Here is a 14,650-nt window from a genome sequence, read left to right as displayed (position 1 = left end):
CGCCCCCCCCGGGTGGGGGGGGGGGCGGCCCCCCCCGTCGCCTGGGGCCCGGGGGCCCCCCCCCGGGGGGGCCCGGGGGGGGGGCGGGGGGGGGGGGCCCCCCCCCCCCCCCCGGCGCGCCCCCCCGCCCCTTCCGGTATCACCGGCTCCGTCCCACACCGGCCGTCACCGCCGACCGGTCAGGAGAGTTTCACGCAGGTGTTCTCGATGACCCTGCCACCGCGGTCCAGGCCACCGCAGACGAGCAGCGGCTTCCCGCTGAACTCGCGGTTGACGACGAACCGCGCCTTCGACACTCCGGCTGAGCTTTTCGCGTAGTCGCGCACGAAACCACGCAACGTTCCCGGCAGGCCGTCCCTCGTCGTGACGGTGATGTCCTGGACGTAGTCCTTGCCCTGGTGCGCGGTGTTGACGCAGATGTAGGTGCCGCAGCGGGTCGAGACGTCGGCGCTCGCCGGGGCCGCCGTCACCACGCCCCACGCGCATGCTCCGGCGAGGGCCACCGCGACGGCCGTCCACCGCCGCCGCGCCGTCTTCGCCGACCGAACCAACCCCTGGTGTGCGTGCATCGAGCATTCCCCTCAGTAGCTGTCATGAGCCGATTCCGAGACGATTCATGCTGTCACGCACTCATACCGATGCATATGGGCGCATTCGTTCGCCCGTTGACTCACACGCACCTCGTGTCCGCCGTCCACGACACCGGACGCCGGCCCGACCCGTCGGCCGCGCGGAGACCGCGCGCCTCACAGACCGAGCAGCCCGGGTTCCGCCGCGAGTTCCTTGAACCGCCGCCGCGGATCGGCCACCAGCTTGCGGGCGTTCAGGTCCAGCAGACCGCCGACGCCCTCGACCTCGGCCGCGATCGTGCCGTCCGCCTTGCGGATGATCTGCCGGATCCGGAAAGTCCTGCCGTCGCCCCACTCGAAGGCGCAGGTCACCGTGGTCTCGTCACCGGCGAGCAGCTCCCGCCGGAAGCGGACGGTCGTCTCCAGCACCACGGGCCCCACACCGTGTGCGACGAGATCGGCCTGCCGGATACCGGCTGCCTGGAGCAGGGCCCAGCGGGCGTGCTCGGCGTAGTTCAGATAGACGGACTGGTTCAGATGGCCCTGCGTATCGGTCTCGTACCCGCGGACCGTCACGGGTACGGAAAACGGCTCGCTCACCGCTGCCGCCTCTCCTCGTGGGTGCACTGACCGACCGATCCTGGCACGAGTGCCTCACACCTTCCGCGGCGAGGCCAGCAGGTAACGGGCCCGCGTGCGCGGCTCGGTGTGCTCCCCGACGTGCCACCCCGCCCGCTCCAGCGTCACCGCACAGCCCCGCAGCGCCGTGCCGTCCGGCTCGTACACGGCGACGGCCTCCGGCTGCGGCGTCGCGCGCACCCGGTACCCGTCCCCGCCGTCCGGCCCCGCCGGGCGGTGCCCGGCCGCCTCCAGGGCGAGCGCGGCGGCCTGCACGAGATGCTTGCGCTCCCACCCGCACGGCCGGTCCGTCGCCCCGTCGGAATGCGTCATCCGGCGCAGCTCCAGCAGCCCCTGCCAGGCGCTGCGCACCTCACGCGGCCGCGCCGGTCCGGCACCGCCCGGCACGGCCTCCTCCCCGCCCACCCGCGCGGCGAACACACCGCCGGCCGCGGGCTCGGCCGGCGCCGCGGGCCCGGCCGGTACCGGTGTCTCCGGCTCGGCGGGAGCCTCCCGTATCCGATGCCCGGCCGGCGTCAGGAAGTGGTCGTGCGGCGGGCGCGGGTGCCGGAAGGCGAGCCCCCGCTTCACCAGCGCGGCGAGCTGAGCCTCCGTCCCCTTCAGCCGCCCGCTGACGGGGTCGGCGGCGTCGATGACACGCCGCTGCGCGGCGGTGGGCGACAGTGCCACGGCGTCCTCCTTCCCTCACCGCTGACGCCACCGGTGACGTCACCGGTCACGCCACCGGTGGTTCCACCGGTGATGCCTTCGAAGGCTACGACGGAGGTCTGACATTCCAGGCCGCGATCACCGGTCGCGCGTGCTCCGTGCCCAGCCGGCACAGCGTGCCCGTGCCCAGCTGGAACAGCGCCCCGTGCGACGCCGGAAGCCCCAGGTACCGCGCGGTGAGCGCCCGGAGGAAGTGCCCGTGTGCCACCAGCACCACGCACCCCTCCGTGTTGGCGAAGGCGGCCTCCACCCTGGCCAGCACCCGGTCGGCCCGCTCGCCGACCTGTTCCGGCGTCTCCCCGGGATGCTCCGGCGGCCCGGGTGCGACCCCGTCCGTGAACAGGAACCAGTCCGGCCGGCTCCGGTGGATCTCGACCGTCGTGATGCCCTCGTACCCGCCGTAGTCCCACTCGTGCAGGTCGGGGTCGGTCCGCATCTCCTGCAGCCCGATCAGCTCGGCCGTCTCCCGGGCCCGCTGGAACGGGCTGACGAACGCGGCCCCGATCCGGTGCGACCGGATCAGCGGCACGAGACTCCGCGCCTGCTCCCGCCCGTGCTCGGTCAGCGGGACGTCCGTCAGGCCCGTGTGCCGTCCGGACCGCGACCACTCGGTCTCACCGTGCCGGACCAGAAAAAGATCACCCATGCCGCCCAGGCTACGGGCGCAAGCCCGGCGATCGGTGCGCACGCGCCCCGGCGACGCACCGCCTGCGGACAGTGAGGCCCAGGAAGGCGATAATGGGATCATGCAGTCACGCGGCGAGTTGGGGGACTTCTTACGCTCACGACGGGCCAGGATCCGGCCCGAGGACGTCGGCTTCGCCTCCGGCGCGGGCCTGCGGCGCGTGCCGGGACTGCGCCGTGAGGAGCTGGCGCACCTGGCGGGGGTGAGCATCGACTACTACGTACGCCTGGAGCAGGGCCGCAACCGCAGTGTGTCGGACGCCGTGCTTGGGGCGGTGGCCGCCGCCCTGAGGCTGGACGAGGACGAGCGCGCCCATCTCTTCCGGCTCGCGCGGCCCCAGAAGCCGGACCCGGAGATCGGGCGGTCCGGCGGTGGGGAGACGCGCCCCGGAGTGCGTCGGCTGCTGGACTGGATCGCCGCTCCGGCGCTCGCCATGGGCCGCCGGATGGACGTACTGGCCTGGAACCGGCCGCTGTGCGCCCTCATCACCGACTTCGCCGCGCTGCCGGTGGCCGAGCGCAACCTGTGCCGGCTCCATCTCCTGAACGACGAGATCGGCCGCCGCTACCCCGACCGTGAGATGATCGCCCGCGAGGCGGTGGGCCATCTCCGCATCGCGGCGGGCCGCTTCCCCGAGGACCCCGAACTGTGGCGGCTGGTCGAGGAACTCAACGAGGGCAGCGAGGAGTTCCGGCGCCACTGGCAACAGCACACGGTGCGTACCAAGTCCCACGGCCTCAAACGCATCGACCACCCCGTCGCCGGCCCACTCACCCTTTCCTACGAGATCACCCGCTTCCCCCAGGACCCCGAGCTGAGCCTCCTCGTCTACACGGCCGCTCCGGGCTCGCCCGAGGAGGAGGCGCTGCGCGTCATGGCCAAGGCATAGGCCCGCCGGGGGAGTCCGGGAGTCCGGGAGTCCGGGAGGCCGCCGGTGAGGGGGGACTGGGAGTACCCAGGTTCGCCGTGTCTCCGGTGGGACGGAGCGGAGGGAGCCGGCCCGCGGCCCGTCCAGGATGAACAGGACCATCCATTCGCCCCACCGACCCCGCCGAGGTCCTCCATGCGCCTGTTCGCGTCCGCCCTGGCAGCCGTCACCGCGCTCGCCCTCACCGCCGCCACCGGCTCCCAGGCCGCCACCGGCTCCGAACCCACCGCAGGCTCCGAACCCACCGCAGGCTCCGAATCCACCGCAGGCTCCGGGGCCGCCACCGCGCGGCTCCCCGACCACTACGTGATCCCGGGGGAGAAGGCCTTTCCCACCGGTGTGGCCTACGACCCGCGCAGCGGGCACTACTACGTGGGCAGCGCCCAGGACGGCACCCTCTACCGGGGACATGTCCGCAAACCCACCGCGCGGGTCTGGTCGCCCGGCGGGAAGGACGGACGCTCCTTCACCGCCGGCATGACCATCGACGGCGAGGGACGGCTCTACGTCAACGGGGGCGGCACGGGCACGCTGCGCGTCTACGACACGTCGAACGGCTCCCTGCTGACCACACTGCACGGAACGAAGGGCGGTTTCGTCAACGATGTCACGGTGGCCGCGGACGGCACCGCCTACGTCACCGACTCCTTCAAGCCGGTCGTCTACCGACTGACCGAGGACGAGCGCGGCCGGTGGGAGCTGGAGCACTGGCTCGACGTCGACGCCTCGGGCATCGACTGGATCGACGGACAGCACAACCTCAACGGCATCGTCGCGGTCGGCACCGACCACTTGCTCGCCGTCCAGAGCAACACCGGAAAGCTGTGGCGCGTCGACCGCTCCACCGGCCGTACCGCCGAGGTCGACCTCGGCGGCCACACACTTGTCAACGGCGACGCCCTGGCATGGAGGGACGGCCGCCTCTACGTGACGCAGGGCAACCTGTACGCCGATCCCGGCACCCAGCCGCAGGTCACCGTCGTCGAGATGAACGACGACCTCACCCACGGCCGCCTCGTCGACCGTCTGGTGCCGCCGGAAGGACTCCTGCACCCCTCCGCCGCGGCCCTCACCGACCACGACCGCCTTCTCGTCGTGAACAGCCAGTACAACCGCTGGGTCGCCGGACTCCCGCCGGAGAGCCTCCCCTTCACGGTCTCCAGCCTGCCGCTCGGGTAGCGGACGACCGACCGGCACGGCACCGCACGGACGTGCGTCCCGGGTGCCGCTCCCCAGGGGCCGGCGGCTACTGCCGGTACCCGCTGAGGAACCGCCCGATCCGCCCGATCGCCGCCTCCAGGTCCTCCGCGTGCGGCAGCGTCAGGATGCGGAAGTGGTCCGGGCTCGGCCAGTTGAAGCCGGTGCCCTGGACCACCTGGATCTTCTCCCTCAGCAGCAGGTCCAGCACGAACCGTTCGTCGTCGTGGATCTTGTGCACGGCCGGGTCGATGCGCGGGAAGGCGTACAGCGCGCCCTTGGGCTTCACGCAGGAGACGCCCGGGATCTCGTTCAGTTTCTCCCAGGCCACGTCCCGCTGTTCGCGCAGTCGTCCGCCCGGGGCCGTCAGCTCGCGGATGGACTGGCGGCCGCCGAGCGCGGCCTGGATGGCGTACTGGGCGGGCGCGTTGGCGCACAGGCGCATGGAGGCCAGCATGGTCAGGCCCTCCAGGTAGTCCTTCGCGTGCTGCTTCGGCCCCGTCACCACCAGCCAGCCGGAGCGGAAACCCGCCACCCGGTACGTCTTGGACAGGCCGCAGAAGGTCAGCACCACCAGGTCGGGGGCGAGGGACGCGGCCGAGTGGTGCACGGCGTCGTCGTAGAGGATCTGGTCGTAGATCTCGTCGGCGAGGACCATCAGGCCGTGCCGGCGGGCGAGGTCGAGGATGCCCTCGACGATCTCCTTGGGGTAGACGGCGCCGGTGGGGTTGTTGGGGTTGATGATGACGACCGCCTTGGTGCGGTCGGTGATCTTCGCTTCCATGTCGGCCAGGTCGGGGTACCACTCCGCCTGTTCATCGCAGAGGTAGTGCACCGCCTTGCCGCCCGCGAGGGTCGTCACCGCCGTCCAGAGGGGGAAGTCGGGGGCGGGGATCAGGACCTCGTCGCCGTCCTCCAGCAGGGCCTGCACGGCCATGGAGATCAGCTCGGACACGCCGTTGCCCAGGAAGACGTCGTCCACGTCCACCTCCAGGCCGAGCGCCTGGTAGCGCTGGGCGACGGCCCGGCGGGCGGAGAGGATGCCGCGGGAGTCCGTGTAGCCGTGCGCCCGCGGCAGCATGCGGATCATGTCCTGGACGATCTCCTCGGGCGCCTCGAACCCGAAGAGGGCGGGGTTGCCGGTGTTCAGGCGCAACACGCTGTGCCCCGCCTCCTCCAGCGCGTTGGCGTGCTCGATGACCGGGCCGCGGATCTCGTAACAGACCTCGCTGAGCTTGTTCGACTGCCGGAACTCCATGCGCGGCTTCCCCTCCGGAATCTGGTGTTGCTTGGTTTTACCAAGTAGCCGCTTGGAAAGTCCAACAACTTGTCTACACTGCGTCGCATGTCACCTCGCCGAAGCTACGACCAGTACTGTTCCGCCGCCCGCGCGCTCGACGCCGTCGGCGACCGCTGGACCCTGCTGATCGTCCGGGAGCTGCTCGCCGGTCCGCGGCGCTACACCGACCTGCACGCCGACCTGCCCGGCGTCAGCACGGACGTGCTCGCCTCGCGGCTGAAGGACATGGAACGCGACGGGCTGACGACCCGGCGCCGGCTGCCGCCGCCCGGAGCGGCGTACGTCTACGAACTCACCGCGCGCGGCCGCGAGTTGCTGCCGGTACTGGAGGCGCTGGGCGCGTGGGGCGCCGGCGAGCTGGGAGAGCGGCGGCCGACGGACGCCGTACGGGCGCACTGGTTCGCGCTGCCCCTGCTGCGGGCGGTGCGGGAGGCCGGGGTGGGGGAGGGCGTCGTCGAGGTCCGGCTGGACGAGGGGGACTTCCACCTGTACGCGGGCGCCGACGAGCGGGGTCCCGTGTACGGCGACGGGCCCGCGCCGGGGGAGCCCGACGCCCTGCTGGCGCTGGATGCCGGGACCTGCGTGGCGCTCAGCCGCGGGGAGACCGGTCTGCGGGACGCGGTACGGGACGGGCGCGTCGAGGTGACCGGCGACGGCACGGTCGCCAAGTCGCTCCGGGAGGAGTGAGAGGGGAGCGAAAGGGGGGTGAGAGGGAGGGACGAGAGGGAGGCGTGAGACGACGGAAGGCCCGCCGGGGGCGGGCCTTCCGAGGTCGCGTCAGACGGTCGGCGGTACTCGGGACGGCCGTCCCGAGCCGCGGGTCAGCGCGTATCCGCCGATGCCCGCCAGCGCGGCCAGCACGCCGCCGATCCCGGTCCACACCCACCGGTCGGACCACCAGCCGGAGGACCAGCCGTCCTCGGGCTCGATGGCGGACAGTACGGCCCCGCCGTCCGAGTCCTCCTCGTCGGCCGGGGACTTCACCGCCACGCCCGGCACCAGCGGCTCGGCCAGCGAACCGTCCACCGCCGCCGCCCCGCCGATGTCCTTGGAGTCCACCCGGACCTCGGTGGAGACCGGGACACCCAGGTCGGACGTCGGCACGTTCACCGCCGTCAGCCGGATGTAGTACGTGCCCGGCAGCGGGTCGTTGGCCCACGGCTCGGACCAGGCGCGGACCGTGCGCAGCACGCAGGCCAGCTCCACGGTGGGGGCGTTCGCCGCCGCGGTGCGGGTCTGCGCGCCGTACTGGCAGGCCTGGCGGCGGCGCAGACCGTCGTACACGTCGATCCGCCAGGTCTCCGCGGCGTGTGTCTCCGGCAGCTTCACCGTGGCCTTCACGGTGGGACGCTGACCGGCGTCCGCCGGGAACGACCAGTACAGGTAGTCGCCCGCGGAACCGCTCGCCGTGGCCTGCTGCTCCTGCTCGATCTCGGTCGCCGTGCGGAAGGAGGTGCCCGCCGTCGTCGGCGCACCGCCATCCTCCGAGGGGCTCGCCGAGGGCGAGGAGTCGGCCGCCGCGGGGGTCGCGGCGAGGCCGAGCAGCAACGCCGCGGTGCCCCATGCCCGGGTGATACGCATCAGTTGGTCCTCCAGACCGCGAGCCGCCAGCGTGACAGCCAGCCCCACAGCAGACCGGCGGCGAAGCCGATGAGCACCAGCACACCGAGCAGCCACCAGCCGCGCCCGAGGCCGAAGGAGGCCACGTCGTCGGCGTCGCTCGGACCGTCCACGACGTCGACGGTCAGCTCCAGCGGCAGCCCGGGAGTGGTCTTCACTCCGGAGGCTACGGAGAAGGAGTTGGTGACCTGGAGGCACACGGTCTCGGCCGGGGCGTCCTCCTCGTCGCTCTCCGCCTTGGGGTAGCGCAGCCCCGTGGAGATCACATCCGTACGGCCGTTGCCCGCCGCCTCACCGCGCACGATCTCCCGGCCGTGCACCGTCACGGCGCGCAGCAGCACCCCGTAGGACGGGTTCACGGCCCGGTCCGCGCCCACGCTCACCGAGGCGCGCAGCTCCTGGCCGGGCAGCACGTCCACCCGGTACCAGCGCTGCTTCCCGAACTCCTCGCGGTCGGTGTACAGCCCCGACTTCAGCGTCGGCGCCTCGGCGCACGTGTCCGCGCCCTCGGTGGCGACCGGCGTCACCACGGGGTCGGCCGCGCGGTCCACCAACTGGTTGACCTTGTCGGTGAGTTCGTCGGTGTGCTCGACCGAGGTGTACGTCCCGCCGGTGGCCTCGGCGATGCAGCTGAGCTGCTGCCGCATCTTGGTGTTGGGGACCAGGCCCAGTGTGTCGATGGTCAGCCCGATGCCCTTGGCGGCGATCTCGCGGGCCACCTCGCACGGGTCGAGCGGGGCGCAGGTGTCCTCGCCGTCGCTGATCAGCACGATGCGCTTGGAGCCGTCGCCGCCGTCGAGGTCGTCGGCCGCCGCGAGGAGCGCGGGGCCGATCGGCGTCCAGCCGGTGGGCGCCAGCGTCGCCACCGCCGTCTTGGCCTCGGTGCGGTCCAGCGGGCCGACCGGGTAGAGCTGCGCGGTGTCCTTGCAGCCGGTCTTGCGGTCGTCGCCCGGGTAGTCGGCGCCCAGGGTCCGGATCCCGAGGCGCACCTCCTCGGGCGTCGCGTCGAGCACCTCGTTGAACGCCTGCTTCGCCGCGGCCATCCGCGTACCGCCGTCGATGTCCCGCGTCCGCATCGAACCGCTGACGTCGAGCACCAGGTTGACCTTCGGCGCGTCCTCGCCCGTGGGTTCACCGGCGGCCGCTCCGGCCGGGAAGGCGATCCCGGCCGTCAGCGCGGCGAGCAGGGCACAGGCACCCGCCGCCAGCCGTGTTCTTGTGATCATCGGCGGATCCTATTGATCAGTGGCGCCGGGCTCCAAAACGAGACCGCGACGACGCCCCGACTTCACCTCCAGTGCAGCGGATTGGGCAGCCCCGCCCACAGGTCCCCGGCGTTTCCCGGCGAAGTGCGCATCAGCGTCAGCGCCTTCACCGGCAGCGGCTCCTCGCACAGCGCCACGACGTCGGGTGTGCGCGGCAGTTCGCGTACGGCCGCCTCCAGCGCGTCCCGCAGCGCCGCGCCCGAGCCCGCCGTCGCCGCCAGCGCGCCTCCCACCAGCGAGCCGAACAGCTTGCGGCGCAGCACCACCGGGTCGTCGGTGACCATCCGGGCGGGCAGGTCCGGGGCGTCGACGCCGTGGCGGGCCAGGCGCGCCGGGCTGACCCGGATGTCGGCCAGGTCGCGGTAGACCAGGCGCAGCGGATCGCCCGCCGGGGACAGCACCACGAGGAGGTTCTGGCCGTGCGCCTCCAGGGCCACGCCCAGCTCCAGCAGGCGCAGCCCCACGGTGAGGGTGAGGCGGGCGAAGTCCGCCCGCCACGCGGGGGAGCCGGGCAGCCCGGTGCTCGCCAGCGCGGCCACCGGGACGACGTGCTCGCCGGGCGCCGCGTACACCCGGGGCGGCTCGCGCAGTACGGCCGCCAGGTCGGGGGAGCCGGCGGCCACCGCGCCCAGGGTGCGGGTGACGTGCAGCAGCCCGTCCGCGCGCGCCGCCAGCGCCTGCCCGAAGTCCGACACGTGGGCCGACGCGGCGATCGAGGCGACCGAGATGTCCCGCACCGACGACGTCAGCCGGGCGCTCAGCGCGGTCTTGACGTGCGGCCCGCCGGGCACGGCCAGTGTCCGCAGGGACATCAGCGGATGCGCGGCGAGCCCCTCCTCGCACGGCCGTTTGAGCACGTGCGCCGCCTGCCACGGATGCACCGGGACCAGCACCGTCGCCCCGTCCCGGAACTCCCCCGGCCACACCCCCGTCACCAGGCAATCGGCCGCAGGGACCGGCACCAGCCCCAGCCCCACCACGGGCCCGTGCTCCGGCCCGTACGCGAGCTGCTCCGCCACCGAGAAGCCCGGCCGGGAACGGCAGTTCGGGTGGTACGGGTGCCCGTCGACCACCCGCCGCTCCCAGCCCCAGTCACTGCCCGGCCACTCGTCCGGGTGAATCTCCTGACCCGCCCGCGAGAGCGCCAACGACGCGGCACTGTGCCCCAGTTCCGCGGCGAACCCGGCGGAGTGCGGCACGCCGAGGTCCGTCACCAGCCGCGCCGGATCGTCGTACGCGGCGTCGTCGAGCCGTACGACGGAGACGTACGCGTCCGTGCGGTACGGGTCGGCCGCCGGACCGGCCAGCCGGCGGCCGTCCCGCAGCCGCAGGACGAGCCCGTCCCGGGCGGGCTCCCGGCCCGCGATCCACGGCAGCGGTTCATGGGCGAACGCACGCCACAGCCGGGTCAGCACGGCCGCGCGGGCACCGGCCAGCGAGGCCGTGTACCGGGCGACCAGACCGGGGCGGACGGCCGCCAGCTCGTCGGCCACCTCGGTCTCTGCGCTGGGGGGACGATGCACGGGCGGGCTCCTCGGGTACGAGTAGGACGTCACGGCGGAGGGACGGCGACGGACATACTGATCGTCTCCGGCAACTCCGCCACCTCCGCCATGGACAGCATGGACAGACCGTAGGGAACGAGTGGAACGCGTGGATCTCCTGCCCCCGCCCACCGGCGCCGACTCCGCCTCCCAGGGTGACGTCGTGGAACGCGCCGACGCCTACGCGGCGGTGCCACTGCTGAACTGCCTGCTGCGCGAGGTGGCCGAACCCCTGCCGGGGCCCGGCACCCGGCCGGTGTACCGGCTGCCCGGCGGCAGACTGCTGCGGGTGCGCGAGGGCCGGAGGCCCGCCGAGCCCGAGGTGCGCGCGGCGGGCGGCTGGCACCGAGTCGGCCACACCGAGCTGGTGAAACTCGTCGCGGAGGAGCTGCGCCGGCACACCGGCCTGCCCAACCACGAACTGCCCACCGAGATCACCGACAGCCGGGACACGGTGGCCGCGCTGCTGACGGCACGCGCGCGTGCGACCCCGCCCGACGACCCGTATCTCCGCTCCGAGCAGTCCCTCCTCACCGGCCACACCCACCACCCCGCCCCCAAGGCGCGCGGCGGCGGCCCGCACGCCGGCTGGCTGCCGTACGCGCCCGAGGCGCACGCCCGCTTCCCGCTGACGCTGCTCGCCGTGCGCGAGGACACGGTCGTCGACGAGGGCGACACCGCCGCCCTGGACGCCCTCGGCAAGGCCCCGCCCGGCTACCGGCTGCTGCCCGCCCACCCCTGGCAGCTGAACCTGACGGCGACCGCCCTCGCCCCCGCCTTCGCCGACGGCCGCCTCCTCCGGCTGGGCACGACGGACTTCCCCACCTGGCCCACGGCCGCCGTCCGCACGGTGTACGCCCCCGAGTACCTCCCCGGGCTCCCCGGGCACGACCTGTTCCTCAAATTCAGCCTCGACGTGCGCATCACCAACGACATCCGCCGCCTCTGGCGCCACGACCTGCTGAGACTGCGCCGCACCGACACGGCGGCCACCGAGGCCTTGGACGCCGTCGGACCCCCGGCGGCCTGGCTCGGCGACCGCGGCTACCGCACCGCGGACTTCGCCTTCGAGGAACTGGCCGTCGTCGTCCGCGACGGACTGCGCGACCGCGTCCTGCCCGGCGCGACCCCGCTCCTCGCCGCCGCGCTCGTGGAGGGCTTCCCGGACAACCCCCTGGAGCACGCCACGGACCCGGCGGCCTGGTGGGAGGCCTACCTCGCCACCGTCGTCCCGCCGGTCCTGACCGCCTTCGCCGACGACGGCGTCGTCCTGGAGGCGCACCTGCAGAACACCCTGGTCGCCGTGGACGCCTCCAACACACCGGTGCAGGCCCTCTTCCGGGACGCCGAGGGCGTCAAACTCCTGCCGGACACCTCCCGGCAGGACGGCTGGGAGCGCCTCGTCTACTGCCTCGTCGTCAACCACCTGTGCGAGATCGCCGCCGCCCTGGCCGAACACCACCCCGGCCTCGACCCCTGGCCCGCCGCCCGCCGCGCCCTGGCCCGCCACGACCTCCCCGAGATCCCCGCCCTCCTCTCCTCTCCGACGCTCCCCGGCAAGACCAACCTCCTGCTCCGCTGGACGGGCGCGGACGGCGCCGCCGCCCGCTACCGCCCGCTGGCCAACCCGCTGCTGGACGCCTGAGCGGAGCCGGTCGAGGAGAGCGGCCGGTCGGCCGGTCACGGTCCGGTGGCCGGCCTGCCCGGGGGCCGATGACCCGTCAAGTCCGGCCGGACGGCACAATGGTCAGTCGCTCGGCGGGGGAGAGGACGGCGGACCACGACATGCGACGGCGACAGAGGCGCACGGCCCTGGCGTGCCTCGTCACAGCGGCACTGCTGACGGCGACGGCCTGCGCGCCCCCGGACCTCGGCCCCCTGCCCCCGCGCTACTCGGGCCCGCCCCTGTCCGCGGACACGGCGGTGTCGGAGATGCGGTCGGCACTGGCGGCGGAGGGCGTCGTGGTGGAGAGGGAGCCCTCGGGCGGCCTGGGGAGATGCCTGGAACGGCTCTCGGGACGGCATGCTCCGGAGACGGTGGACGCCGCACTGAAGTCGGCCTTCGGGCGGGCCCGTTCCGAGTACGGCTGGCAGACCGGTCCCGACATGGGCAGCCGGACGCTCACCCTCACGAAGGGCAACTGGACGGTCACGGCCGGCCTTCCCGTCAAGCCGGCGCAAGGCATCCAGGCACCCGTGATCATGTCGCTGATATGCCTGGACGGCAGCAGTACGCCCGCTGCCGCCGACCCCGCACCGCCGAACGCCGCGTGAACGCCGCAAGCGGAGTGCCCCGCCCCGGGGACGACTCCGGGCCGGGGCACTCGGCTGTGCGGCGGCGTCAGCCGTTGGCCGCGTACGTGAGGAAGCGGGTCCACGCGGCCGGAGTGACGGCGAGCTGGGAACCCTGCCGCACCTTCGAGTCCCGGACGTGGATCGTCTCAGGGCACGACGCCACCTCGACGCAGTCCCCTTCACTACCGCTGCTGTAGCTGGACTTGTGCCACGACAGGGCCACTTCGACGCAGTCGTCGCCCTCGGAGCCGCTGTAACTGCTCTTGAACCAGGCCAGGTCGGACGTGTTCATAGCGCTCCTCGCATTCGCTTCAACAGGCCCAGGGAGTCCTCGGGGGTCAGGGCCTGTGAACGCATCTTGGCATAGCGCTGGTGAAGCACGCTGATCTCTTTCGAGTCAGTGATGAGCCGCCCGTTCTTCTGCCCCTCCGAGTACCCGAACCACCGGTTGTCCGGTGTCTCGGCCAACTGCATCGGTCCGTCCAGCCCCGCGTGCACCGGCTGCCGCAGGGGCATCAGCTGGAACTCGACGTTCCAGTGCCGCTCGATGACGTCCAGCAGATGGTCGTACAGCTCGCGCGTCACCTCCTCGCCGCCCGTGCACCGTTCCAGCACCGCCTGCTCCACGATGAAGCTGAACGCCGTCGGGGGCTTCCGGCTCGTCGCCAGCAGCTCGTGTCGGGCCATGCGCGCCGTGATCCGGTCGTTCATCTCCTCCTCGGCGGGCAGCGGCGGCACGCTGAACGACACCGCCCGCGCATACCCCTCCGTCTGCAACAACCCCGGAATCACCCGGCATTCGTACGTGTACAGGCTCACCGCCTCCGCCTCGAAGCGCGCCCACTGCCGGAACCAACTCGCCAGCCCCGGTTGCCGCGACAGGTGCCGTGCCGCGCCGCGCAGCGCCCCGAAGGCGTCCAGGATCTCCTCCGCGCGCTCCACGAAGTCCGACGGCGGAAACCGCCGCCCCTGCTCGATGGACGCCACCGTCGGCACCGAGTACCGCACCTGTGGCGCGAACTCCTCCTGCGTCAGCCCCGCCCGTTTCCGGAACGCCTTGACGACCTCGCCGAACGTCTTGAGGCTGTCCGACCTCTCCGGTTCACCGCCTCCGCAGAGCACACCGACGCCGCCCGTACCGTCCGTCATCCAGGACACCTCCCGCACGTACACCCACTCGGGCAAACCCGCCCAACGGGGCCATGGTCACGGACGGTTACCCACACTGTCCACTGTGCGTACCCGTACGCTGACCCTGCGTACCGGCCGCCGATCTGGTGAAGGGCCATAGCCGCAGGTGGGATGTGCGGCATGAGGCCAGCTTCCACACCCCGATCCCCGGTCACCGCGCGTGTGTTCGTGCAGCGGTTCAGTTCCACCCCGCGCGGGGCACGCCTGGCGCGGCACCTGGCCGTGCAGCGCCTGCACGCCTGGGGCGTCCCGTACGGCTCGGCCGTCTCCGACACGGCCGCGCTGCTCGTCGCGGAGCTGACGGCGAACGCCGTGACGCACGGGCGGGTGCCCGGACGGGACATCGAGGTGCTGCTGCGGCTCGACGCGTACACGCTGCGGATCGACGTGTCCGACAGCCGGGGTGAGTGCCGCCCGGCCGGTCCGGAGGGGACGGCCGTGGCCGCGCCGGACGCCGAGGGCGGCCGGGGCCTGCTGCTCGTGGACGCGCTGGCCGACCGGTGGGGCGTACTGGACCGCGTACCCGTCGGCAAGACGGTCCGCGCCGAACTGGACCTGCGGGGCCGGTGAACAGAACCGGCACTCGATACAGCGCGCGTTGGAGAAGTCGGGGTTCACCCGCGAGGGCGTGCTGCGCAGGACCGTGTTCAGAAACGGGCAGTGGCGGGATGTCGTGCGCCTGGGCTCGCCGGACGGTCGGCGGGTGAGT

The 14,650-nt window shown here is 73.0% G+C and carries 16 protein-coding genes; 6 read left to right on the top strand and 10 right to left on the bottom strand.

The window, feature by feature from the left end; all coding sequences use genetic code 11:
• Nucleotides 1-179 precede the first annotated feature (179 nt).
• The 4 genes from ACP4J0_RS31500 to ACP4J0_RS31485 form a co-directional block, all read right to left on the bottom strand.
• Complete coding sequence (locus tag ACP4J0_RS31500) at nt 180-569, bottom strand: hypothetical protein (protein WP_426602128.1); 390 nt, start codon at nt 567-569, stop codon at nt 180-182.
• A 177-nt stretch (nt 570-746) separates the two neighbouring features.
• Complete coding sequence (locus tag ACP4J0_RS31495) at nt 747-1,169, bottom strand: acyl-CoA thioesterase (protein WP_426602127.1); 423 nt, start codon at nt 1,167-1,169, stop codon at nt 747-749.
• 54 nt (nt 1,170-1,223) lie between these two features.
• Nucleotides 1,224-1,877: a hypothetical protein gene (locus ACP4J0_RS31490; RefSeq protein WP_426602126.1), complete on the bottom strand. Its 654-nt coding sequence runs from the start codon at nt 1,875-1,877 to the stop codon at nt 1,224-1,226.
• An 85-nt stretch (nt 1,878-1,962) separates the two neighbouring features.
• Complete coding sequence (locus tag ACP4J0_RS31485) at nt 1,963-2,562, bottom strand: histidine phosphatase family protein (protein WP_426602125.1); 600 nt, start codon at nt 2,560-2,562, stop codon at nt 1,963-1,965.
• 100 nt (nt 2,563-2,662) lie between these two features.
• Here ACP4J0_RS31485 and ACP4J0_RS31480 point away from each other — a divergent pair, with 100 nt between their 5' ends.
• Entirely contained in the window at nt 2,663-3,490 is an 828-nt protein-coding gene (locus ACP4J0_RS31480; RefSeq protein ID WP_426602124.1) for a helix-turn-helix transcriptional regulator, read from the top strand.
• Nucleotides 3,491-3,664: 174 nt separating this feature from the next.
• The gene (locus ACP4J0_RS31475; RefSeq protein WP_426602123.1) at nt 3,665-4,708 is read left to right on the top strand and encodes a hypothetical protein; all 1,044 of its coding nucleotides are present in this window, start codon (nt 3,665-3,667) and stop codon (nt 4,706-4,708) included.
• Between the two features lie 67 nt (nt 4,709-4,775).
• On the opposite strand, the gene ACP4J0_RS31470 is transcribed toward ACP4J0_RS31475, so the two are convergent.
• Nucleotides 4,776-5,984, bottom strand: a complete 1,209-nt coding sequence (locus ACP4J0_RS31470) for a pyridoxal phosphate-dependent aminotransferase (protein ID WP_426602122.1) — start codon at nt 5,982-5,984, stop codon at nt 4,776-4,778.
• Between the two features lie 87 nt (nt 5,985-6,071).
• On the opposite strand from ACP4J0_RS31470, the gene ACP4J0_RS31465 reads away from it, so the two are divergent.
• A complete protein-coding gene (locus ACP4J0_RS31465) occupies nt 6,072-6,713 on the top strand; it encodes a winged helix-turn-helix transcriptional regulator (RefSeq protein ID WP_426602121.1) in 642 nt (213 codons plus the stop codon).
• A gap of 90 nt (nt 6,714-6,803) precedes the next feature.
• Here the strand turns inward: ACP4J0_RS31465 and ACP4J0_RS31460 are convergent, their stop codons facing one another.
• From ACP4J0_RS31460 to ACP4J0_RS31450, 3 genes are all read right to left on the bottom strand, one after another.
• Complete coding sequence (locus ACP4J0_RS31460) at nt 6,804-7,607, bottom strand: hypothetical protein (RefSeq protein ID WP_426602120.1); 804 nt, start codon at nt 7,605-7,607, stop codon at nt 6,804-6,806.
• A complete protein-coding gene (locus ACP4J0_RS31455; protein WP_426602119.1) occupies nt 7,607-8,872 on the bottom strand; it encodes a VWA domain-containing protein in 1,266 nt (421 codons plus the stop codon). Before ACP4J0_RS31455 ends, ACP4J0_RS31460 begins: the two co-directional genes overlap by 1 nt.
• A gap of 62 nt (nt 8,873-8,934) precedes the next feature.
• Nucleotides 8,935-10,434, bottom strand: coding sequence for an IucA/IucC family protein (locus tag ACP4J0_RS31450; protein WP_426602118.1), 1,500 nt, complete (start codon nt 10,432-10,434; stop codon nt 8,935-8,937).
• Nucleotides 10,435-10,555: 121 nt separating this feature from the next.
• Here ACP4J0_RS31450 and ACP4J0_RS31445 point away from each other — a divergent pair, with 121 nt between their 5' ends.
• Both ACP4J0_RS31445 and ACP4J0_RS31440 read left to right on the top strand, forming a co-directional pair.
• Nucleotides 10,556-12,100 carry an IucA/IucC family protein gene (locus ACP4J0_RS31445; RefSeq protein ID WP_426602117.1) on the top strand — a complete coding sequence of 515 codons (1,545 nt, stop codon included), beginning with the start codon at nt 10,556-10,558 and terminating at the stop codon, nt 12,098-12,100.
• Nucleotides 12,101-12,240: 140 nt separating this feature from the next.
• The gene (locus tag ACP4J0_RS31440; protein WP_426602116.1) at nt 12,241-12,729 is read left to right on the top strand and encodes a hypothetical protein; all 489 of its coding nucleotides are present in this window, start codon (nt 12,241-12,243) and stop codon (nt 12,727-12,729) included.
• A 67-nt stretch (nt 12,730-12,796) separates the two neighbouring features.
• Here ACP4J0_RS31440 and ACP4J0_RS31435 read toward each other — a convergent pair whose 3' ends face one another.
• Both ACP4J0_RS31435 and ACP4J0_RS31430 read right to left on the bottom strand, forming a co-directional pair.
• On the bottom strand, nt 12,797-13,042 hold the full coding sequence (locus ACP4J0_RS31435; protein WP_426602115.1) for a DUF397 domain-containing protein: 246 nt from the start codon (nt 13,040-13,042) through the stop codon (nt 12,797-12,799).
• Nucleotides 13,039-13,899, bottom strand: coding sequence for a helix-turn-helix domain-containing protein (locus ACP4J0_RS31430; RefSeq protein WP_426602114.1), 861 nt, complete (start codon nt 13,897-13,899; stop codon nt 13,039-13,041). Before ACP4J0_RS31430 ends, ACP4J0_RS31435 begins: the two co-directional genes overlap by 4 nt.
• 162 nt (nt 13,900-14,061) lie before the next feature.
• Between ACP4J0_RS31430 and ACP4J0_RS31425 the strand changes: the two genes are divergently transcribed.
• A complete protein-coding gene (locus tag ACP4J0_RS31425; RefSeq protein ID WP_426602113.1) occupies nt 14,062-14,511 on the top strand; it encodes an ATP-binding protein in 450 nt (149 codons plus the stop codon).
• The last annotated feature ends 139 nt before the right edge of the window (nt 14,512-14,650 follow it).

The organism is Streptomyces sp. WG7, assembly GCF_049975785.1.
Lineage (GTDB): Bacteria > Actinomycetota > Actinomycetes > Streptomycetales > Streptomycetaceae > Streptomyces.
The sequence above is the reverse complement of the archived record's forward strand: the minus strand, read 5'-3'. Positions and strand labels throughout refer to the sequence as shown.